Here is an 18183-nt window from a genome sequence, read left to right as displayed (position 1 = left end):
CAGGCGGGTCAAAACGGGGGCGCCGACACCCGCGCGGGCTCCGGCGGGCGCCCGGCCCCGCCGTGGTCGCCGGCGGGCGCCGCGCCGCCCCGGGCCCGTCGCGCCACCGCCCACACCAGCACGCACAGCGTGAACGCGTCCTTGAAGGCCCGCTGCCGCACCGACTCCAGCCAGGGCCAGGTCAGCCCCGGCGCCTGCGGCACCAGGGCGATCCAGAACCAGGGCCCCCGGGCCACCGCCCCGGCGTACGGCAGCCCGGCGAGCAGCAGCGGCACCGCGACCAGGAGGTAGTGGTCGTACGACGGCCTGGAGACCAGGAACGCCGACAGCATCAGGCCCGCGCCGGTCTCCGCGTACCGCAGCGGCCCCGGGTCGGCGCGGCGCCAGCGCAGGTACGCGCACAGCACCCCGGCCCCGGCCGCCGCCACCGCGGCCCCCTGCGCGAGCGGCCCCGCCACCCCGAGCCGGGGCAGGACGGCCGCCGGAGAGGCCTCGTAGAGCCGTACGAACCCGTCGTCGCCGTGCAGGAGGAACGGCAGGGTGCGGGTGAGGAAGCCGGCCGGGTCGGGCATCGCCAGCGCCGCCGCGCCGGAGGCCAGCGCGGGCACCAGGACGGCCGCCGCCAGGGGCCGCCACCGCCCGGCGAACACGAACAGCAGGACCGCGGGCGCCAGCAGCGGCTTGAGCGCCACGGCCGCGCCGATGACGGCCCCCGCCGCCGTCCACCGCCCCCGGCTCGCCAGCAGCAGGCACAGCGGCAGGCCCACCGCCGCGGTCACCGTCCAGTTGCCGAGCCGCACCAGGTGCCCGAACGGCGCGAAGCCCGCCGCGAGCCCGGTGAGCCCGAGGACGCCGAGGCGGCTGCCGTACGGCACCCGGTGCAGGCGCAGCGCGCAGCCCCAGGCCAGCGCCAGCAGCCCCGTCACCGCCAGCGGCGCCAGCACCCGCAGCACGGCCCCGGGCAGCAGCGCCTGCGGGACGGCGGCCAGGACCGCGCTCGGGAGGTACAGGAAGTGCGGATCGTCGTACGGGGAGCCCCCGGCCAGCCAGGTCCGGGCGGCCCGCACGACGATCGCGTTGTCCATCCCCCCGTCCGGGGCCGCCCGGGCCGCGCTCAGCGCCGACGCCCCCAGCACCACCACGAGCGCCGCCCACGCGTGCCCGCCCGCAGGCCGCACCAACCACCCGGAGATGTCGTTTTTGCCCGTCCGCATGGGGGGAACGCTAGGCGCTGCGGCCTCTCCGCAGGCGCACCAGCGCGCCTCAGGCCCGTCTAAGATGCCGCCCATGAGCTTTGGGCAGGGGGGACCTCAGTCACAGTGGGATCCCTGGAAACCGCAATCGCAGCAGCAGCCCTGGAACAGCGGCGGCGGCGACTCCCCGGACTGGGCCGCCCTCGCCGAGGCCTCCGAAGCCCGCAACAAGCGGCGCCGGCTCCTGTTCATCGGCGGCGGTGCGCTGGCCACCGTGGCGATCGCGAGTGCCGTGGCCGTGGCCGTGGTCTCGGCGAACGGCTCCGACCAGGCGTCGGACACGCCCTCCTCCCGGCTGCCCTCGACCGCTGACATCCCCAGCCAGTCGGCCACGGCCCCCTCGTTCGCGCCGACCAGTGCCCCGCCGCCGCTGGACCCGAAGGACTTCGTCTCCAGCAGCGAGAAGGACAAGGCCCCGCTGAGCCCGGAGGTCCTCTTCCCCGGCACGCAGCTGACCATGGGCGACATCGTGTACAAGAAGGGGCCGACGGCCGACACCCGCACCTGCGCCTCCGCCGCCCAGGGCACCCTGCCGGGCGCCCTCACCGCCAACGGCTGCACTCGGCTGCTCCGCGTCACCTACACCAAGGGCGACATCGCCGTCACGGTCGGCGTGGCCGTCTTCGACACCGAGGCGCAGGCGCTGAAGGCCAAGGCCCAGACCGACAAGAAGAGCATCGTGCGCTCGCTGTCCGGCGGCGGCGTGAAGCCGTTCTGCACCGGCGCGGTCTGCCGCTCCACCACCAACTCCTACGGCCGCTACGCCTACTTCACGATCGCCGGCTTCACGAACGGCGAGAACGTGACGCAGAAGGCCACGGACGTGTTCCGCACCGGCGACGACCTGGGCGAGTTCGCCTTCCGGCAGATCCGCCGGCGCGGCGAGGCCCAGGCGTCGGCGGCGGCGACGGCCGAGTAGCGGCTCAGCAGCAGCCGGCCCCCGGCAGGGTGCGCCGGTTGCGCGCCTCCTTGTTCCGCGCCGCCAGCAGCTCGTCCGCCGGATAGCCGACCTCCTCCAGGGTCAGCCCGTGCGGCCGGACGACGTGCACGGCGGAGTCCCGCACCCCGGCGGCGAGCACCTCGGCGGGCCAGGGGGTCGGGCGGTGGCCGTCGCCGACGAACAGGAGCGCCCCGATCAGGGAGCGGACCATGTTGTGGCAGAAGGCGTCGGCCCGGACGGTGGCGGTGATGATCCCGTCGTCGCCGCGCACCAGGCTCAGCTCCTGAAGCGTCCGGATGGTCGTGGCCCCCTCCCGCTTCTTGCAGTAGGCGGCGAAGTCGTGCTCCCCGAGCAGCCCCCGGGCCGCCTCGTTCATGGCGTCCACGTCGAGGGGCCAGTCGTGCCACAGCACGTGTCCGCGCAGCAGCGGGTCGACGCCGCCGGGGTTGTCGGTGACCCGGTAGGCGTAGCGCCGCCAGATCGCCGAGAACCGGGCGTCGAAGCCGCTGGGCGCCTCCCTGAGGGCCCACACCCGCACGTCCCGGGACAGCCGCCCGGCGAGCCGCTTGAGCAGCTTGCCGTGGTGCTCGGCCCAGACCTCGCGCGGCAGGTCGACGTGGGCGACCTGACCCCGGGCGTGCACCCCGGCGTCGGTCCGCCCCGCCACGGTCAGTTCGTACATCTCACGGGACCGCGTGACCGTGCGCAGCGCGTCCTCGATCTCCCCCTGCACGGTCCGCCGCCCGCCGGCCTGCTTGGCCCAGCCGGAGAACTCGGTGCCGTCGTAGGAAAGATCAAGGCGCACCCGCACGTGCCCGGGCTCTACTTCCTCACTCACCCCTGAATCCTCTCAGGAACGGCGAACGGGCCCGCCCCCCGGAGGACGGACCCGCTGCCGGACGGCCGGCGGTCAGCGCCTGCCGGTGGGGTTCAGCACGATCTGCCCGGAGTCGTTCGCCGGGTCGCCCTCGTTCGGCATCGTGTACGCGAAGAACGCCCGGCCGGTGGCGTTCTTGATCACCTGGTCGACGCGGAGGCCGAAGGTGAAGGTGCGGGAGTCGTCCTCCAGGATCGGCGTGGAGACGAAGCAGGCGTAGTCGCCCTCGGCGCCCTCCCAGGCACGCCGGCAGTTCTCGGGAACGGTGGTGGCCGTGGTGCCCGGCGGCAGGTCGACCTGGAAGGAGATCGGCTCGCCCCCGGAGCGCAGCAGGGCCAGCCAGGCGGGACCGTGGTTGGCGAAGCCGACGTCCACCGACACGGTGTCGCCCTTGCGGGCCCGCAGCCGCTCACCGGTCAGGTCGAGGTCGAAGGTGTTCCTGGTCGGCAGGTCCAGCTCCGCCCAGCGCGTGTAGCCGGCCGGGTCCGCCTCCGGCAGGCGGACCAGCCCCAGCGCCGGGCCGTCCCCGGCCTGGTGACCGCCCTGGGCCAGCAGCTCCCGCGCCTGTGCGGCGGGCATCGCGGTGAAGGAGTAGGACAGCGCGTCGTACAGCGCGAAGCCGGCCGTCCGGACCGGGAAGGGCGTGCTCAGCCCGTAGGCCGCGTCCCCGGCGAACTCGCCGTCGAAGAAGCACAGCGCCTCGGAACGCCCGAGCAGGTCGTCGGGGTCACGCGGGTCGTACCAGCAGTTGCCGAAGGTGCGGGGGAAGGACAGGCCCCGGGTGCCGGAGACGCGCAGCAGGACGCCCTCGCCGCCCAGCCCGCCGACGTTGCTGAAGCCCAGCGGGGCCTGGAAGGTGTCGCCGGCCCGGAGGTCCCCGGGCTCGGTCAGCTGCCTCATCCGCAGCTCGGGACCGCCGACCAGCACGTCCACCGAGTGCCCGGTGAAGGCCAGGCCCTCGCCCTGGGCCGTGACCTCGATGCTGCCGGCGTCGCCCGCGGCGCTCTCGTCGGTCACGTCGAGGCGGATGCCGCCGAGGCGGTTGTAGTCCTGGCCGGCGTAGATCTCGTAGCCGTTGCAGGTGGCGACGAGCCCGTCGACGGCGCACCCCTGCCAGCCGCCGAGGCCGGAGAAGTCCACCGCGGCGACCCCGGCCAGGGAGCGCGCGTCCACGGTGACCGTGTATTCGCCGTTGTGGATCGGGGTGATGACCCCGTCCTGGTCCGGTACCGGCTCGCCGGGCGCCCGCAGCCCCAGCTCGATCTGCGGTTCGGCCGACCCGTCGGACTCCGGGTGCAGGGAGAGGTTCACGCTGTCGGGGCCGGTGACGGCGACCGGCAGCGGCTGTTCCTCGGCATGGGCGGGACTGGCGAGCGCCGTGGCGGCCAGGGCGGCCAGCGCGAAGGCGGCGGTACGACGCCGCACGGCGGCGGGAGAAGGCATGAAACCCCCGTGACTCAGGGACCGGACGCACCGGGATTCGGTGACGCATACATGACCACCGACCCGCCGGAAAGGTTGCCCCGAGATGCGGACGGGCCCGCCCCCGGAAAAGGGGACGGGCCCGTCGCGAGCCGGAAGCCTCAGGCCTCCTTGGACTCCTCGGCCGGGGCCTCGGCGGCCTCGGTCTTGGTCTCCTCGGCAGCCGGAGCGGCCTCGGCGTCCTTGGCGGCACGCTTGGTGGCGGCCTCGGCCTCACCGGTGGCCTGCTGCGCCACGGTCAGCGCCTCGACCAGCTCGATGACGGCCATGGGCGCGTTGTCGCCACGGCGGTTGCCGATCTTGGTGATCCGGGTGTAACCACCGGGACGGTTCTCGTACCGGGGGCCGATCTCGGTGAAGAGCGTGTGGACGACGCTCTTGTCCGTGATGACCTGGAGCACCTGACGGCGGTTGTGAAGGTCGCCCTTCTTCGCCTTGGTGACCAGACGCTCGGCGTACGGACGCAGCTTGCGCGCCTTCGCCTCGGTCGTGGTGATGCGGCCGTGCTCGAACAGCGACTTCGCGAGGTTCGCGAGGAGCAGCTTCTCGTGCGCGGCGCTGCCGCCCAGACGGGCACCCTTGGTGGGCTTCGGCATGGTGTTTCTCCTAGGTGTCTGCCCCGGCCGTATCAGGTACCGGGGTCAGTATCCGAGCAGGCGGTCGCCTGTCGGAGATCCGGGCACCCTTCCAGGTGCCCGGAGCGGTCCGCGCCCCCGAAGGGGCGCGGGGAACTGCGCGACCCGCCACGACGGACCGGCAGCCGGATCAGTACTGCTCGGTCTCCACGAAACCGGCGTCCGCGTCGTCATCGGCACCGAACGCGTCCGCGGCGGCGGTCGGGTCGAATCCGGGCGGGCTGTCCTTGAGCGCGAGGCCCATGCCGGCCAGCTTCGCCTTGACCTCGTCGATGGACTTCGCACCGAAGTTGCGGATGTCCAGCAGGTCGGCCTCCGAGCGGGCGACGAGCTCACCCACGGAGTGGATGCCCTCACGCTTGAGGCAGTTGTACGACCGGACGGTGAGCTCGAGCTCCTCGATCGGCAGCGCCAGGTCGGCGGCGAGCGCGGCGTCCGTCGGGGACGGACCCATGTCGATGCCCTCGGCGTCGATGTTCAGCTCACGGGCGAGACCGAACAGCTCGACCAGGGTCTTGCCGGCGGAGGCCATGGCGTCACGCGGACGCATCGCCTGCTTGGTCTCGACGTCGACGATCAGCTTGTCGAAGTCGGTGCGCTGCTCGACACGCGTGGCCTCGACCTTGTACGTGACCTTGAGGACCGGCGAGTAGATCGAGTCGACCGGGATACGGCCGATCTCCTGGCCCACCTGCTTGTTCTGCACGGCGGAGACGTAGCCGCGACCGCGCTCGACGGTCAGCTCCATCTCCAGCTTGCCCTTGCCGTTGAGCGTGGCGAGGACGAGGTCGGGGTTGTGCACCTCGACACCGGCCGGGGGCGCGATGTCGGCGGCGGTGACCAGACCCGGGCCCTGCTTGCGCAGGTACATCACGACCGGCTCGTCGTGCTCCGAGGAGACGACCAGCTGCTTGATGTTGAGGATCAGGTCGGTGACGTCCTCCTTGACGCCCGGCACGGTGGTGAACTCGTGCAGGACACCGTCGATGCGGATGCTGGTCACAGCAGCGCCGGGGATCGACGAGAGGAGGGTGCGGCGGAGGGAGTTGCCGAGGGTGTAGCCGAAGCCCGGCTCCAGCGGCTCGATGACGAACCGGGAGCGGAACTCGTCGACGACCTCTTCGGTCAACGAGGGACGCTGAGCGATCAGCATGGAGTGAATCCTTCAGTCAGGGGCGCCCGCTATTTGACGCCCGACTCTGTACTGCAAGGGTACGGGCGGCACGACCCGAAAGAGCCGTACCGCCCGGAAATCCCTGACGAAGCGAGGTCGGACACGACGACGCCTCGGCGGACGGCAGCCGTGCTGCGACTGTGGGGGCGACCCCCACACCCCCAGCCGGAGGCCCGTCCGCCGCGTGTCGAGCGTCAGACGCGACGACGCTTCGGCGGACGGCAGCCGTTGTGCGGGGTGGGCGTGACGTCCTGGATGGAGCCGACCTCGAGGCCGGTCGCCTGCAGGGAGCGGATCGCGGTCTCACGACCGGAACCCGGGCCCTTGACGAACACGTCGACCTTGCGCATGCCGTGCTCCTGGGCGCGGCGGGCAGCCGACTCGGCGGCCATCTGCGCGGCGAACGGCGTGGACTTCCGGGAGCCCTTGAAGCCGACGTGGCCGGCGGAGGCCCAGGAGATCACGTTGCCGGACGGGTCCGTGATCGACACGATGGTGTTGTTGAACGTGCTCTTGATGTGCGCGTGGCCGTGAGCGACGTTCTTCTTTTCCTTGCGGCGCACCTTCTTGGCAGCGCCCTGACGTCCCTTGGGGGGCATGTCGTTCTCCTACGGGAGGTGGTCGGTCCTACAGCGAAGACCGCTGGACGGCGAGTCCGCTGCGGACTACTTCTTGCCCGGCTTCTTCTTACCGGCGATGGCGCGACGCGGGCCCTTGCGGGTGCGGGCGTTGGTGCTGGTGCGCTGACCGCGGACGGGCAGACCGCGACGGTGACGGAGACCCTGGTAGGTACCGATCTCGACCTTGCGGCGGATGTCGGCCTGGATCTCGCGACGGAGGTCACCCTCGGTCTTGATGTTGTTGTCGACGTACTCGCGGATCGCGACGAGCTGCTCCTCGGAGAGGTCGCGAACACGGGTGTTCGGGTCCACGCCGGTGGCAGCGAGCGTCTGCTGCGAGAGGGTCCGGCCGATGCCGAACACGTAGGTGAGGGCGATCTCCACGCGCTTTTCGCGCGGGATGTCAACACCGGAAACGCGTGCCATTCAATGGCTCCAGTTGATTGTCGGAGGTCTTCCACAGAACCGGTTCCCGGCCGCCGTATCAGGTACGAACCGGGTCCCCGGCCTCCGAACCGGGGGTGTCGGGCACCTGGGTGCCCGGGTCCTGCGTATGAACATGTTCAGCTCGCGTCGCGCGAAGTCATGCGAATCGCGGAGGGAACGGTCGTGCGTCAGCCCTGGCGCTGCTTGTGGCGCGGGTTGTCGCAGATGACCATGACCCGACCGTGACGGCGGATCACCCTGCACTTGTCGCAGATCTTCTTGACGCTCGGCTTGACCTTCATGGGGTGAGGTTCTCCGGGTCAGTTGCCGGCGGACCCGCGGCACGGCGCCGCGGGACGTGGGCAAGATCTACTTGTACCGGTAGACGATCCGGCCACGCGTCAGGTCGTACGGAGACAGCTCCACCACGACCCGGTCGTCAGGGAGGATGCGGATGTAGTGCATGCGCATCTTGCCGCTGATGTGTGCCAGGACCTGGTGGCCGTTCTGGAGCTCGACCTTGAACATGGCGTTCGGAAGAGACTCGACGACAGTGCCCTCGATCTCGATGGCACCTTGCTTCTTGGCCACGCTTCGCCCTTCGAATCGACTACCTTGATCGACTCCGCTGCGCCCTGCGAGCAGATACAGGCATACGGGTGCACTGGAGCCGACGAGTCAGTCTACGTCAGCACCCCCGGAAAGGCGAAACGAGGAAGTCTGCCCCACGGGTGAGATCGTTACGCCAGCGGGTCCGGCGCCGCCGTGATCCCCAGCTCGGCCAGCTTCGCCCTGCCGCCGTCGGGGGCCGTCAGGACCAGGGGGCCCTGCTCCGTCAGCGCCACGGAGTGCTCCCAGTGCGACGACCACGTGCCGTCGGTCGTGATGACCGTCCAGTCGTCCTCGAGGACCTCGGTCCTCGGGGTGCCGAGGGACACCATCGGCTCGATGGCCAGGCAGAAGCCGGGCACCAGCTTCGGTCCCTTGCCGCGGCGCCGGTCGACGTAGTTCAGCAGGTGCGGGTCCATGTGCATCTCGGTGCCGATGCCGTGGCCGCCGTAGTCCTCGATGATCCCGTACTTGCCGCCGCCCGGCTTGGGCTGGCGGCGGATGTACGTCTCGACGGCCCGTGAGATGTCGACGAGCCGGTTGCCCTGCTTCATCGCCGCGATGCCGGCCCACATCGACTCCTCGGTCACCCGGGAGAGCTCGACCAGCTCCGGGGCGTGACCGGAGCCGACGAAGGCCGTGTAGGCGGCGTCGCCGTGCCAGCCGTCGATGATCGCGCCGCAGTCGATGGAGATGATGTCCCCGTCCTTGAGGACCACGTCGTCGGACGGGATGCCGTGGACGACGACCTCGTTCACGGACGTGCAGATCGTCGCCGGGAACCCGCCGTAGCCGAGGAAGTTCGGCTTGGCGCCGTGCTCCGCGAGCACCTTGCGGGCGACCTGGTCCAGGTCCTTGGTCGTGGCGCCGGGCACGGCGGCCTCCCGCGTGGCCGCGTGGATGGCGGCGACGACCAGCCCCGCCTCACGCATCTTGGCGATCTGCTCGGGGCTCTTGATCTGCACCATGGGGACTGCGGCCTTTCTGGACCGGGGGAACAACGGACGCCATCAACGATACGGGGCCGGGCCCCCGCGTCGGCCGCGGCGGCCGCCCGCCCACGCCACAGCCGCGGCCCCCGGAAGGAACCGCGGCTGTGACCACGCGTCGCCGGACCTACTTGTCGCGCTTGAGCGCCTCCAGCGCCCGCGCCGTGACCTCGCTCACCGGCCCCATCGCGGAGATGGTGACGACCAGACCCTGCGACTTGTAGTAGTCGATGATCGGCTCGGTCTGCGTGTGGTAGACCTCGAGCCGCTTGCGGACCGTCTCCTCGGAGTCGTCGTCCCGCTGGTACAGCTCGCCGCCGCAGACGTCGCAGACGCCTTCCTGCTTCGGCGGCGTGTACGTCACGTGGAAGACGTGCGCCGAGTCGTTGCGGCAGACGCGCCGCCCGGCGATCCGCTTGACGACCTCGTCCTCGGGGGCCTCCAGGTCGAGCACCGCGTCGAGCTTCATGTTCTCGGTGTCGAGGAGCTCGTCCAGCGCCTCGGCCTGCGAGACGTTGCGCGGGAAACCGTCCAGCAGGAAGCCGCCCTCGGCGTCGGGCTGCTCCATCCGGTCCTTCGCCATGGCGATGGTGACCTCGTCCGGTACGAGGTTGCCGGCGTCCATGTAGGACTTGGCGAGCTTGCCCAGCTCGGTCTGCCGGCTGATGTTCGCGCGGAACAGGTCTCCCGTGGAGATGTGCGGAATGTGCAGCGTCTCGGCAAGGCGGGTGGCCTGCGTTCCCTTTCCGGCACCCGGCGGCCCGACGAGGACGATTCGCATCAGCGGAGGAACCCTTCGTAATTGCGCTGCTGGAGCTGGCTCTCGATCTGCTTCACCGTCTCGAGGCCCACACCCACGATGATCAGGATGCTGGTGCCACCGAACGGGAAGTTCTGGTTTGCCCCGAAACCAGCCAACGCCATTGTCGGGACGAGAGCGATCAGACCCAGGTACAGCGAACCCGGCCAGGTGATCCGGTTGAGTACGTAGCTCAGATACTCAGCGGTCGGTCGGCCAGCCCGGATGCCCGGGATGAAGCCACCATACTTCTTCATGTTGTCGGCGACTTCCTCGGGGTTGAAGGAGATGGCCACGTAGAAGAAGGCGAAGAAGACGATCAGGAAGAAGTACAGGATGATGTGCGGCGTGGCCGCCGTGTCCGCGAGGTTCTTCGTGATCCAGGTGGCCCAGCCCGCCTGCGAGTTGGAGAACTGGACGATCAGCGCCGGGATGTAGAGCAGCGACGAGGCGAAGATGACGGGGATCACACCCGCCTGGTTCACCTTGAGCGGGATGTACGTGGACGTACCGCCGTAGGAACGCCGGCCGATCATGCGCTTGGCGTACTGCACCGGGATGCGGCGCTGGGCCTGCTCGACGAAGACGACCAGACCGACCATGGCCAGGCCGACCAGGATGACGGTGCCGAACTCGATCCAGCCGTCGGCCAGCTTGCCCGACGTCTTGATGGCCCACAGGGCGGACGGGAAGGTCGCGGCGATCGAGATGAACATCAGGATCGACATGCCGTTGCCGATGCCGCGGTCGGTGACGAGCTCGCCGAGCCACATGACGACGGCCGTACCGGCGGTCATGCAGATCACCATGACGACGGTGGTGAAGATCGACCGGTCCGGCACGATCTGGCCGGCGACGGTGCAGCCGGAGAAGAGGGCGCCGCTGCGGGCGGTGGCCACCAGACCGGTGCCCTGCAGGATCGCGAGCGCGATGGTCAGGTAGCGGGTGTACTGCGTGATCTTCGCCGTACCCGCCTGGCCCTCCTTCTTCAGGGCCTCCAGGCGCGGGATCACCACGGTCAGCAGCTGCAGAATGATGCTCGCCGTGATGTACGGCATGATGCCGAGCGCGAAGACCGTGATCTGCAGCAGGGCGCCACCGCTGAACATGTTGACCAGACCGAACAGGCCCTGGTTGCCGGACGCCTGGTCCACACACTCCTGGACGCTCTTGTAGTCGACGCCGGGGATCGGGATGTGGGTACCCAGCCGGTACACCACGATGATGCCGAGCGTGAAGAGCAGCTTCTTGCGCAGGTCGGGCGTCTTGAACGCCCGGGCGAACGCGGTGAGCACGGTGCCTCCTGCGACCCCCGCGCTTCTGCGTCAAGGGTGACGGTCTTGAGGTTCGACTGACGACTTAGGGGATAACGGTCAACTGCCGCTCAGGGTGCCCCATGTGTGGCACCCGTGAAAGAGGGCAGCGCAGGCCACCTTACCGGCGGGACCACTTCCCTTGGAACGACCAACCGGGGATACCCCTTTTGTGGAGTATCCCCGGTCGGGTTCGCTCAGGTCATCGAGGCGTCTGAAGGGCTCAGACGAGCTCGGTGACGGTACCGCCGGCGGCGGTGATCTTCTCCTTGGCGGAGCCGGAGACGGCGTCGACCGTCACCTGCAGCGCCACGGAGATCTCGCCCTGGCCGAGGACCTTGACGAGGCTGTTCTTGCGAACGGCACCCTTGGCCACGAGGCCCTCGACGGTGACCTCGCCACCCTCGGGGTACAGCGCGGCCAGCTTGTCGAGGTTCACGACCTGGAACTCGGTCTTGAACGGGTTCTTGAAGCCCTTCAGCTTCGGAAGACGCATGTGGAGGGGCATCTGGCCACCCTCGAAGCGCTCCGGAACCTGGTAACGGGCCTTCGTACCCTTGGTACCACGACCGGCCGTCTTACCCTTCGACGCCTCACCACGACCGACACGGGTCTTGGCGGTCTTGGCGCCCGGGGCGGGACGGAGGTTGTGGATCTTGAGCGGGTTCTGCTCCGCCATGATCAGTCGACCTCCTCGACCGTCACGAGGTGGCGGACGGTGTGCACCATGCCGCGGAACTCGGGGCGGTCCTCCTTGACGACCTGCGTGTTGATGCCCTTGAGACCAAGGGAGCGCAGGGTGTCACGGTGGTTCTGCTTGCTGCCGATGTAGGACTTGACCTGCGTAATCTTGAGCTGCGCCATGATTACGCACCCGCCCCGGCACGCGCACGCAGCAGGGCCGCGGGAGCGACGTCCTCGAGCGGCAGACCACGGCGGGCCGCGATCTCCTCGGGACGCTGCAGACCCTTCAGGGCCTCCACGGTCGCGTGCACGATGTTGATGGCGTTGTCGGAGCCGAGCGACTTCGACAGCACGTCGTGGATACCGGCGCACTCGAGCACGGCACGCACCGGACCACCGGCGATAACACCGGTACCGGGCGACGCGGGCTTGAGCAGGACGACGCCGGCAGCCTTCTCACCCTGGATGGGGTGCGGGATGGTGCCCTGGATGCGGGGGACCTTGAAGAAGTGCTTCTTGGCCTCCTCGACACCCTTGGCGATGGCGGCCGGCACCTCCTTGGCCTTGCCGTATCCGACGCCCACGGTGCCGTCACCGTCGCCCACCACGACCAGCGCGGTGAAGCTGAAGCGACGACCACCCTTCACAACCTTGGCGACGCGGTTGATCGCGACGACGCGCTCGACGTAAGCGGTCTTCTCGGCGGCAGCTGCGCCGCCGTCACGGCCCTTCCGGTCCCGCCGCTCGCCGCCACCGGCACCGCTTCCGCGGCGCTGGGGTCCAGCCATTGGAATTACCTCTCTCTTTTTCCGCTAGCTACGGAACCGGCTCAGAACTTCAGTCCGGCTTCGCGGGCGGCGTCCGCCAGAGCGGCGATGCGCCCGGCGTACTGGTTGCCACCACGGTCGAACACGACGGCCTCGACACCGGCGGCCTTGGCGCGCTCGGCGACCAGGGCACCGACCTGCTTGGCCTGCGCCGACTTGTCGGCCTCGCCGCCGCGGATCGAGCTGTCCAGGGTGGACGCCGACGCAAGGGTGTGACCCTTGAGGTCGTCGATCACCTGGGCCACGATGTGGCGGTTCGAGCGAGTAACGACCAGACGGGGACGCTCCGCCGTACCGGCGATCCGCTTGCGGATCCGGATGTGACGGCGCTTGATCGCGGCGCGCTTGTAGGCGTCGCCCTTGAGGATCTTCTGCCCGTATGCCATGGCTTACTTACCCGCCTTTCCGACCTTGCGGCGGATGACTTCGCCCTCGTACTTGACGCCCTTGGCCTTGTACGGGTCGGGCTTGCGCAGCTTGCGGATGTTGGCCGCAACCTCGCCGACCTTCTGCTTGTCGATGCCCTCGACCGAGAAGCGGGTCGGGGACTCCACCTTGAAGGTGATGCCCTCGGGGGCCTCGACGGTGATCGGGTGGCTGTAGCCGAGGGAGAACTCCAGGTTCGAACCCTTGGCGACCACGCGGTAACCGACACCGCTGATCTCGAGCTTCTTCACGTAACCCTGGGTCACGCCGGTGATCATGTTCGCCACCAGCGTGCGGGACAGGCCGTGCAGGGCCTTGCTCTGACGCTCGTCGTTGGGGCGGGTGACGTTCAGAACGCCGTCCTCACCCTTGGCGATGTCGATCGGCGCGACGATGGTGTGGGTCAGCGTGCCCTTGGGGCCCTTGACCGCGACCGTACGGCCGTCGATGGTGACGTCCACGCCGGCGGGAACCGCGATGGGGAGCTTGCCGATGCGCGACATAGCTGTTTCCTCCGTTCCCTTCCGCTACCAGACGTAGGCGAGGACTTCCCCACCCACGCCCTTCTTGCCGGCCTGCTTGTCGGTGAGGAGCCCGTGCGACGTGGAGATGATCGCCACGCCGAGGCCGCCCAGCACCTTCGGCAGGTTGGTGGACTTCGCGTACACCCGGAGACCGGGCTTGGAGATCCGCTTGATGCCCGCGATGGAGCGCTCACGGTTCGGGCCGAACTTCAGCTCGAGGACGAGGTTCTTGCCGACCTCGGCGTCCTCGACCTTCCAGCCCGTGATGAAGCCCTCCTGCTGGAGGATCTCCGCGATGTGAGACTTGATCTTGGACGCCGGCATCGTCACGGAGTCGTGGTACGCCGAGTTCGCGTTCCGCAGACGCGTAAGCATGTCTGCGATCGGATCAGTCATGGTCATGAATTGGCCTTCGGCCTCTCTCGCCGGGGTTTCCTGGTGCGCCATCCCTCTCCCCGATCCGAGACGGGACGGGTGCGGCGCGGTGGACCTACGGCGTAGTAAGTCGTACGGGCGGCAGACGCCCAACCCCACAAGCCTAAGGCATGCGGAGGTGGGCCCCTGCCGACCCAGATGCTTACCGAGAGTCTGAATAACCCGGAATTACCGGATTACCAGGAGCTCTTGGTCACGCCCGGCAGCTCGCCGCGGTGAGCCATCTCACGAAGGCACACGCGGCACAGGCCGAACTTGCGGTAGACGGAGTGCGGGCGGCCGCAGCGCTGGCAGCGGGTGTAGCCACGCACACCGAACTTGGGCTTGCGAGCAGCCTTAGCGATCAGAGCCTTCTTCGCCATCTCGCTCACGCCTCCTTGAACGGGAAGCCGAGGTGACGAAGGAGCGCGCGGCCCTCAGCGTCGTTGGTCGCCGTGGTGACCACGGTGATGTCCATACCCCGGACGCGGTCGATCTTGTCCTGGTCGATCTCGTGGAACATGACCTGCTCCGTGAGACCGAAGGTGTAGTTGCCACGGCCGTCGAACTGCTTGGGGGACAGGCCGCGGAAGTCGCGGATGCGCGGCAGCGCGAGCGACAGGGTGCGGTCCAGGAACTCCCACATGCGGTCGCCACGGAGCGTGACGTGGGCACCGATCGGCTGGCCCTCGCGCAGCTTGAACTGCGCGATGGACTTGCGGGCCTTGGTGACGGCCGGCTTCTGACCGGTGATCGTGGTGAGGTCGCGGATGGCGCCCTCGATCAGCTTGGAGTCGCGGGCGGCGTCGCCCACACCCATGTTGACCACGATCTTGACGAGGCCCGGAACCTGCATGACGTTCTCGTACGAGAACTCCTCACGCAGCTTGCCGGCGATCTCCTCGCGGTACTTCGTCTTCAGACGCGGAGTGGTGGTGGTCGCCATCAGATGTCCTCACCCGTCCGCTTGGCAACGCGGATCTTGTTGCCCTCGTCGTCGAAGCGGTAACCGACGCGCGTGACGACCTTCTTGCCGTCCTTCTCCACGACCAGCTGGACGTTGGAGACGTGGATCGGGGCCTCGGTGGTCACGATGCCGCCGGCCTGCGAACCGCGAGCGGTCGGACCGGCCTTGGTGTGCTTCTTGACCCGGTTGACACCCTCGACCAGGACACGGTCCTCGCGGGGGAAGGCCGCGATGACCTTGCCCTGCTTGCCCTTGTCCTTACCGGTGATGACCTGGACCAGGTCGCCCTTCTTGATCTTCATGCTCACAGCACCTCCGGCGCGAGGGAGATGATCTTCATGAACTTCTTCTCGCGCAGCTCACGGCCGACCGGGCCGAAGATACGGGTGCCACGAGGGTCGCCGTCGTTCTTCAGAATGACGGCGGCGTTCTCGTCGAAGCGGATGTACGAGCCGTCCGGACGGCGGCGCTCCTTGACGGTGCGAACGATGACCGCCTTGACGACGTCACCCTTCTTCACGTTGCCACCGGGGATCGCGTCCTTGACGGTGGCGACGATGACGTCACCGATACCCGCGTAGCGGCGGCCGGAGCCACCGAGCACACGGATGGTGAGAATTTCCTTCGCACCCGTGTTGTCGGCGACACGCAGCCGCGACTCCTGCTGGATCACGTCTATCTCCTGATTGTCTGCCGGTTCCCGGCAGGGGCCGCCTCGTCACGAGGTGGGGCCCCTGCCGAGCCTGGCGGAACGACCTGCGGGTTTGCCCGCAGGAATTACTTGGCCTTCTCGAGGATCTCGACGACGCGCCAGCGCTTCGTCGCGGACAGCGGCCGGGTCTCCATGAGGAGGACGCGGTCGCCGACGCCCGCGGCGTTCTGCTCGTCGTGGGCCTTGAGCTTGTTCGTACGGCGGATCACCTTGCCGTACAGCGCGTGCTTGACGCGGTCCTCGACGGCGACGACGACGGTCTTGTCCATCTTGTCACTGACGACCAGACCCTCGCGGGTCTTGCGGAATCCGCGTGCCTCGGTGTTCTCAGTCACGTTGCTCTCGCTCATCAGGCGCTCTCCACCGTCTCGATGCCCAGCTCGCGCTCACGCATCAGGGTGTAGATCCGCGCGATGTCCTTACGGACGGCCTTGAGCCGACCGTGGTTCTCGAGCTGACCCGTCGCCGCCTGGAAGCGGAGGTTGAACAGCTCTTCCTTGGCCTCGCGGAGCTTCGCGAGAAGCTCCTCGTTGCCCAGCTCGCGCAGCTCGGACGCCTTGGTACCGGCCGACATCACGCTTCACCTGCCTCGCGCTTGACGATCCGGCACTTCATCGGCAGCTTGTGGGCCGCACGGGTCAGCGCCTCACGGGCGATCTTCTCGTTGGGGTACGACAGCTCGAACATGACGCGTCCGGGCTTGACGTTGGCGATCCACCACTCCGGCGAACCCTTACCGGAACCCATGCGGGTCTCGGCCGGCTTCTTGGTGAGCGGACGGTCCGGGTAGATGTTGATCCAGACCTTGCCGCCACGCTTGATGTGACGGGTCATCGCGATACGAGCCGCCTCGATCTGGCGGTTCGTGACGTAGGCCGGGGTCAGCGCCTGGATGCCGTACTCGCCGAACGCAACCTGCGTTCCACCCTTGGACATACCGTTGCGCTTCGGGTGGTGCTGCTTGCGGTGCTTGACCCTACGGGGGATCAGCATGTCGGTCAGGCCTCCGTTCCGGTGCTCTCAGCCGGAGCGGCAGCGGCGGGCGCCTCGGCCTTGGGGGCCTCGGCGGCCGGAGCCGACTGCTGCTGCGGCTTGCGACCGCGCCGCTCGCCACCGCGGCCACCACGGGCCGGGCGGTCGGCGCCACCGCGGGCCGGGCGGTTACCCGCACGGGCGGCAGCGTTCTCGGCGCGGACCTCGGCGATGTTCTTGACGTCGCCCTTGTAGATCCAGACCTTCACACCGATGCGGCCGAAGGTCGTCTTGGCCTCGAAGAAGCCGTAGTCCACGTTCGCGCGGAGCGTGTGCAGGGGCACGCGGCCCTCGCGGTAGAACTCCGAGCGGGACATCTCGGCGCCACCGAGGCGGCCACCGCACTGGATCTTGATGCCCTTGGCGCCGGCCTTCATCGCCGACTGCATGCTCTTGCGCATGGCACGGCGGAAGGAGACGCGGGAGGAGAGCTGCTCGGCGACGGCCTGGGCCACGAGCTGAGCGTCCGTCTCGGGGTTCTTGACCTCGAGGATGTTCAGCTGGACCTGCTTGCCGGTGAGCTTCTCGAGGTCGCCGCGGATGCGGTCGGCCTCGGCGCCGCGGCGGCCGATGACGATGCCCGGACGAGCGGTGTGGATGTCCACACGCACGCGGTCACGGGTGCGCTCGATCTCGACCTTGGAGATGCCGGCGCGCTCCATGCCGGACGTCATCATCCGACGGATGGCGACGTCTTCCTTGACGTAGTCCTTGTACAGCTTGTCGGCGTACCAACGCGACTTGAAGTCGGTGGTGACACCGAGCCGGAACCCATGCGGGTTAACCTTCTGGCCCATTACCGGGTTCCTTCCTTGCTGCTGACGACCACGGTGATGTGGCTGGTCCGCTTGCGGATCCGGTAGGCGCGGCCCTGGGCGCGCGGACGGAACCGCTTCAGGGTCGGGCCCTCGTCGACGTAGGCCTCGGAAATGAAGAGGCTGTCGACATCGGTGTGGTCGTAGTTGTGCGCGGCGTTGGCAATGGCGCTGTCCAGCACCTTGCCGACCGGCACGCTCGCGGCCTGCGGGGCGAAACGCAGGACCGCCTGAGCCTCCGTGGCATCCATGCCACGGATGAGGTCCACCACGCGGCGGGCCTTCATGGGCGTGACGCGGATGTACCGCGCCTGGGCCCTGGCTTCCATGGTTGTCCCTTCAGTGTTTGTCATGGTCTTTCACACCCCGCTGACTAGCGGCGCTTCGACTTCCGGTCGTCCTTGACGTGACCCCGGAAGGTGCGCGTCGGCGAGAACTCGCCGAGCTTGTGGCCGACCATGGACTCGGTGACAAACACCGGGATGTGGGTCTTGCCGTTGTGCACCGCGATCGTGTGGCCGAGCATCGCCGGGACGATCATCGAGCGACGGGACCAGGTCTTGATGACGTTCTTGGTACCGGCTTCGTTCTGGGCGTCCACCTTCTTGATCAGGTGGTCGTCGACGAAGGGTCCCTTCTTCAAGCTACGAGGCATCTCAACCCGT

At 68.8% G+C, this 18183-nt stretch carries 29 protein-coding genes; 1 reads left to right on the top strand and 28 read right to left on the bottom strand.

Annotated features, from left to right (window positions below; all coding sequences use genetic code 11):
- Positions 1-8: 8 nt before the first annotated feature.
- Positions 9-1214 (bottom strand): glycosyltransferase 87 family protein, encoded by a 1206-nt coding sequence (locus ACZ4V6_RS18755; protein WP_467828451.1) that lies wholly within the window; start codon positions 1212-1214, stop codon positions 9-11.
- Positions 1215-1287: 73 nt separating this feature from the next.
- Between ACZ4V6_RS18755 and ACZ4V6_RS18750 the strand changes: the two genes are divergently transcribed.
- On the top strand, positions 1288-2172 hold the full coding sequence (locus ACZ4V6_RS18750) for a hypothetical protein (protein WP_467828449.1): 885 nt from the start codon (positions 1288-1290) through the stop codon (positions 2170-2172).
- A gap of 4 nt (positions 2173-2176) precedes the next feature.
- Here ACZ4V6_RS18750 and truA read toward each other — a convergent pair whose 3' ends face one another.
- The 27 genes from truA to rpsS form a co-directional block, all read right to left on the bottom strand.
- The gene (gene truA / locus ACZ4V6_RS18745; protein ID WP_467828447.1) at positions 2177-3031 is read right to left on the bottom strand and encodes a tRNA pseudouridine(38-40) synthase TruA; all 855 of its coding nucleotides are present in this window, start codon (positions 3029-3031) and stop codon (positions 2177-2179) included.
- Positions 3032-3103: 72 nt separating this feature from the next.
- The gene (locus ACZ4V6_RS18740; RefSeq protein WP_467828445.1) at positions 3104-4513 is read right to left on the bottom strand and encodes a hypothetical protein; all 1410 of its coding nucleotides are present in this window, start codon (positions 4511-4513) and stop codon (positions 3104-3106) included.
- 140 nt (positions 4514-4653) lie between these two features.
- A complete protein-coding gene (gene rplQ / locus ACZ4V6_RS18735; RefSeq protein ID WP_077796747.1) occupies positions 4654-5148 on the bottom strand; it encodes a 50S ribosomal protein L17 in 495 nt (164 codons plus the stop codon).
- Between the two features lie 169 nt (positions 5149-5317).
- A complete protein-coding gene (locus tag ACZ4V6_RS18730; RefSeq protein WP_003966937.1) occupies positions 5318-6340 on the bottom strand; it encodes a DNA-directed RNA polymerase subunit alpha in 1023 nt (340 codons plus the stop codon).
- A gap of 215 nt (positions 6341-6555) precedes the next feature.
- Complete coding sequence (gene rpsK, locus ACZ4V6_RS18725; protein ID WP_003956432.1) at positions 6556-6960, bottom strand: 30S ribosomal protein S11; 405 nt, start codon at positions 6958-6960, stop codon at positions 6556-6558.
- Positions 6961-7026: 66 nt separating this feature from the next.
- On the bottom strand, positions 7027-7407 hold the full coding sequence (gene rpsM / locus ACZ4V6_RS18720) for a 30S ribosomal protein S13 (protein WP_004984507.1): 381 nt from the start codon (positions 7405-7407) through the stop codon (positions 7027-7029).
- Between the two features lie 188 nt (positions 7408-7595).
- Entirely contained in the window at positions 7596-7709 is a 114-nt protein-coding gene (rpmJ, locus tag ACZ4V6_RS18715) for a 50S ribosomal protein L36 (protein WP_003974245.1), read from the bottom strand.
- Positions 7710-7776: 67 nt separating this feature from the next.
- Positions 7777-7998 (bottom strand): translation initiation factor IF-1, encoded by a 222-nt coding sequence (infA, locus tag ACZ4V6_RS18710; protein WP_003948620.1) that lies wholly within the window; start codon positions 7996-7998, stop codon positions 7777-7779.
- Positions 7999-8147: 149 nt separating this feature from the next.
- On the bottom strand, positions 8148-8984 hold the full coding sequence (map, locus tag ACZ4V6_RS18705; RefSeq protein ID WP_467828441.1) for a type I methionyl aminopeptidase: 837 nt from the start codon (positions 8982-8984) through the stop codon (positions 8148-8150).
- Between the two features lie 148 nt (positions 8985-9132).
- The gene (locus ACZ4V6_RS18700) at positions 9133-9786 is read right to left on the bottom strand and encodes an adenylate kinase (RefSeq protein ID WP_467828438.1); all 654 of its coding nucleotides are present in this window, start codon (positions 9784-9786) and stop codon (positions 9133-9135) included.
- Positions 9786-11099 (bottom strand): preprotein translocase subunit SecY, encoded by a 1314-nt coding sequence (gene secY / locus ACZ4V6_RS18695; protein ID WP_467828436.1) that lies wholly within the window; start codon positions 11097-11099, stop codon positions 9786-9788. The genes ACZ4V6_RS18700 and secY overlap by 1 nt, the downstream gene beginning before the upstream one ends.
- A 241-nt stretch (positions 11100-11340) precedes the next feature.
- Entirely contained in the window at positions 11341-11796 is a 456-nt protein-coding gene (gene rplO, locus ACZ4V6_RS18690) for a 50S ribosomal protein L15 (protein ID WP_023547373.1), read from the bottom strand.
- Between the two features lie 2 nt (positions 11797-11798).
- Positions 11799-11981, bottom strand: a complete 183-nt coding sequence (rpmD, locus tag ACZ4V6_RS18685) for a 50S ribosomal protein L30 (protein ID WP_003974250.1) — start codon at positions 11979-11981, stop codon at positions 11799-11801.
- Positions 11982-11983: 2 nt separating this feature from the next.
- A complete protein-coding gene (gene rpsE, locus ACZ4V6_RS18680; protein WP_019753099.1) occupies positions 11984-12589 on the bottom strand; it encodes a 30S ribosomal protein S5 in 606 nt (201 codons plus the stop codon).
- Between the two features lie 41 nt (positions 12590-12630).
- Positions 12631-13014 carry a 50S ribosomal protein L18 gene (gene rplR / locus ACZ4V6_RS18675; RefSeq protein WP_019329629.1) on the bottom strand — a complete coding sequence of 128 codons (384 nt, stop codon included), beginning with the start codon at positions 13012-13014 and terminating at the stop codon, positions 12631-12633.
- 3 nt (positions 13015-13017) lie between these two features.
- A complete protein-coding gene (rplF, locus tag ACZ4V6_RS18670; protein ID WP_077796751.1) occupies positions 13018-13557 on the bottom strand; it encodes a 50S ribosomal protein L6 in 540 nt (179 codons plus the stop codon).
- A gap of 24 nt (positions 13558-13581) precedes the next feature.
- Positions 13582-13980 (bottom strand): 30S ribosomal protein S8, encoded by a 399-nt coding sequence (gene rpsH, locus ACZ4V6_RS18665; RefSeq protein WP_007384075.1) that lies wholly within the window; start codon positions 13978-13980, stop codon positions 13582-13584.
- A 209-nt stretch (positions 13981-14189) separates the two neighbouring features.
- Positions 14190-14375 (bottom strand): type Z 30S ribosomal protein S14, encoded by a 186-nt coding sequence (locus ACZ4V6_RS18660; protein WP_003948630.1) that lies wholly within the window; start codon positions 14373-14375, stop codon positions 14190-14192.
- 5 nt (positions 14376-14380) lie between these two features.
- Positions 14381-14938 (bottom strand): 50S ribosomal protein L5, encoded by a 558-nt coding sequence (gene rplE / locus ACZ4V6_RS18655; RefSeq protein ID WP_019329632.1) that lies wholly within the window; start codon positions 14936-14938, stop codon positions 14381-14383.
- On the bottom strand, positions 14938-15261 hold the full coding sequence (gene rplX, locus ACZ4V6_RS18650) for a 50S ribosomal protein L24 (RefSeq protein WP_010036713.1): 324 nt from the start codon (positions 15259-15261) through the stop codon (positions 14938-14940). The genes rplE and rplX overlap by 1 nt, the downstream gene beginning before the upstream one ends.
- Before the next feature lie 2 nt (positions 15262-15263).
- On the bottom strand, positions 15264-15632 hold the full coding sequence (gene rplN, locus ACZ4V6_RS18645; protein ID WP_003974257.1) for a 50S ribosomal protein L14: 369 nt from the start codon (positions 15630-15632) through the stop codon (positions 15264-15266).
- 104 nt (positions 15633-15736) lie between these two features.
- Complete coding sequence (gene rpsQ, locus ACZ4V6_RS18640; protein WP_014674375.1) at positions 15737-16021, bottom strand: 30S ribosomal protein S17; 285 nt, start codon at positions 16019-16021, stop codon at positions 15737-15739.
- Positions 16021-16245: a 50S ribosomal protein L29 gene (rpmC, locus tag ACZ4V6_RS18635; RefSeq protein ID WP_003974259.1), complete on the bottom strand. Its 225-nt coding sequence runs from the start codon at positions 16243-16245 to the stop codon at positions 16021-16023. The genes rpsQ and rpmC overlap by 1 nt, the downstream gene beginning before the upstream one ends.
- Positions 16245-16664, bottom strand: coding sequence for a 50S ribosomal protein L16 (rplP, locus tag ACZ4V6_RS18630; RefSeq protein WP_009190136.1), 420 nt, complete (start codon positions 16662-16664; stop codon positions 16245-16247). The genes rpmC and rplP overlap by 1 nt, the downstream gene beginning before the upstream one ends.
- A 5-nt stretch (positions 16665-16669) precedes the next feature.
- On the bottom strand, positions 16670-17500 hold the full coding sequence (gene rpsC / locus ACZ4V6_RS18625) for a 30S ribosomal protein S3 (protein ID WP_009190135.1): 831 nt from the start codon (positions 17498-17500) through the stop codon (positions 16670-16672).
- Positions 17500-17847 carry a 50S ribosomal protein L22 gene (gene rplV, locus ACZ4V6_RS18620; protein ID WP_006130776.1) on the bottom strand — a complete coding sequence of 116 codons (348 nt, stop codon included), beginning with the start codon at positions 17845-17847 and terminating at the stop codon, positions 17500-17502. Before rplV ends, rpsC begins: the two co-directional genes overlap by 1 nt.
- Positions 17848-17891: 44 nt before the next feature.
- Positions 17892-18173, bottom strand: coding sequence for a 30S ribosomal protein S19 (gene rpsS / locus ACZ4V6_RS18615; RefSeq protein ID WP_010036728.1), 282 nt, complete (start codon positions 18171-18173; stop codon positions 17892-17894).
- Positions 18174-18183 lie beyond the last annotated feature (10 nt).

This window comes from Streptomyces sp. NPDC029152, from assembly GCF_055564355.1.
Note: the sequence above shows the minus strand (reverse complement) of the source record. Positions and strands in the feature narration are given on the sequence as shown.

Coding starts and splice junctions, on each gene's coding strand:
- ACZ4V6_RS18755 (WP_467828451.1), bottom strand. CDS start 1,214: ATGCGGACGGGCAAAAACGACATCTCCGGGTGGTTGGTGCGGCCTGCG.
- ACZ4V6_RS18750 (WP_467828449.1), top strand. CDS start 1,288: ATGAGCTTTGGGCAGGGGGGACCTCAGTCACAGTGGGATCCCTGGAAA.
- ACZ4V6_RS18740 (WP_467828445.1), bottom strand. CDS start 4,513: ATGCCTTCTCCCGCCGCCGTGCGGCGTCGTACCGCCGCCTTCGCGCTG.
- rplQ (WP_077796747.1), bottom strand. CDS start 5,148: ATGCCGAAGCCCACCAAGGGTGCCCGTCTGGGCGGCAGCGCCGCGCAC.
- ACZ4V6_RS18730 (WP_003966937.1), bottom strand. CDS start 6,340: ATGCTGATCGCTCAGCGTCCCTCGTTGACCGAAGAGGTCGTCGACGAG.
- rpsK (WP_003956432.1), bottom strand. CDS start 6,960: ATGCCCCCCAAGGGACGTCAGGGCGCTGCCAAGAAGGTGCGCCGCAAG.
- rpsM (WP_004984507.1), bottom strand. CDS start 7,407: ATGGCACGCGTTTCCGGTGTTGACATCCCGCGCGAAAAGCGCGTGGAG.
- rpmJ (WP_003974245.1), bottom strand. CDS start 7,709: ATGAAGGTCAAGCCGAGCGTCAAGAAGATCTGCGACAAGTGCAGGGTG.
- map (WP_467828441.1), bottom strand. CDS start 8,984: ATGGTGCAGATCAAGAGCCCCGAGCAGATCGCCAAGATGCGTGAGGCG.
- ACZ4V6_RS18700 (WP_467828438.1), bottom strand. CDS start 9,786: ATGCGAATCGTCCTCGTCGGGCCGCCGGGTGCCGGAAAGGGAACGCAG.
- rplO (WP_023547373.1), bottom strand. CDS start 11,796: ATGGCGGAGCAGAACCCGCTCAAGATCCACAACCTCCGTCCCGCCCCG.
- rpmD (WP_003974250.1), bottom strand. CDS start 11,981: ATGGCGCAGCTCAAGATTACGCAGGTCAAGTCCTACATCGGCAGCAAG.
- rpsE (WP_019753099.1), bottom strand. CDS start 12,589: ATGGCTGGACCCCAGCGCCGCGGAAGCGGTGCCGGTGGCGGCGAGCGG.
- rplR (WP_019329629.1), bottom strand. CDS start 13,014: ATGGCATACGGGCAGAAGATCCTCAAGGGCGACGCCTACAAGCGCGCC.
- rplF (WP_077796751.1), bottom strand. CDS start 13,557: ATGTCGCGCATCGGCAAGCTCCCCATCGCGGTTCCCGCCGGCGTGGAC.
- rpsH (WP_007384075.1), bottom strand. CDS start 13,980: ATGACCATGACTGATCCGATCGCAGACATGCTTACGCGTCTGCGGAAC.
- ACZ4V6_RS18660 (WP_003948630.1), bottom strand. CDS start 14,375: ATGGCGAAGAAGGCTCTGATCGCTAAGGCTGCTCGCAAGCCCAAGTTC.
- rplE (WP_019329632.1), bottom strand. CDS start 14,938: ATGGCGACCACCACCACTCCGCGTCTGAAGACGAAGTACCGCGAGGAG.
- rplX (WP_010036713.1), bottom strand. CDS start 15,261: ATGAAGATCAAGAAGGGCGACCTGGTCCAGGTCATCACCGGTAAGGAC.
- rpsQ (WP_014674375.1), bottom strand. CDS start 16,021: ATGAGCGAGAGCAACGTGACTGAGAACACCGAGGCACGCGGATTCCGC.
- rpmC (WP_003974259.1), bottom strand. CDS start 16,245: ATGTCGGCCGGTACCAAGGCGTCCGAGCTGCGCGAGCTGGGCAACGAG.
- rplP (WP_009190136.1), bottom strand. CDS start 16,664: ATGCTGATCCCCCGTAGGGTCAAGCACCGCAAGCAGCACCACCCGAAG.
- rpsC (WP_009190135.1), bottom strand. CDS start 17,500: ATGGGCCAGAAGGTTAACCCGCATGGGTTCCGGCTCGGTGTCACCACC.
- rplV (WP_006130776.1), bottom strand. CDS start 17,847: ATGGAAGCCAGGGCCCAGGCGCGGTACATCCGCGTCACGCCCATGAAG.
- rpsS (WP_010036728.1), bottom strand. CDS start 18,173: ATGCCTCGTAGCTTGAAGAAGGGACCCTTCGTCGACGACCACCTGATC.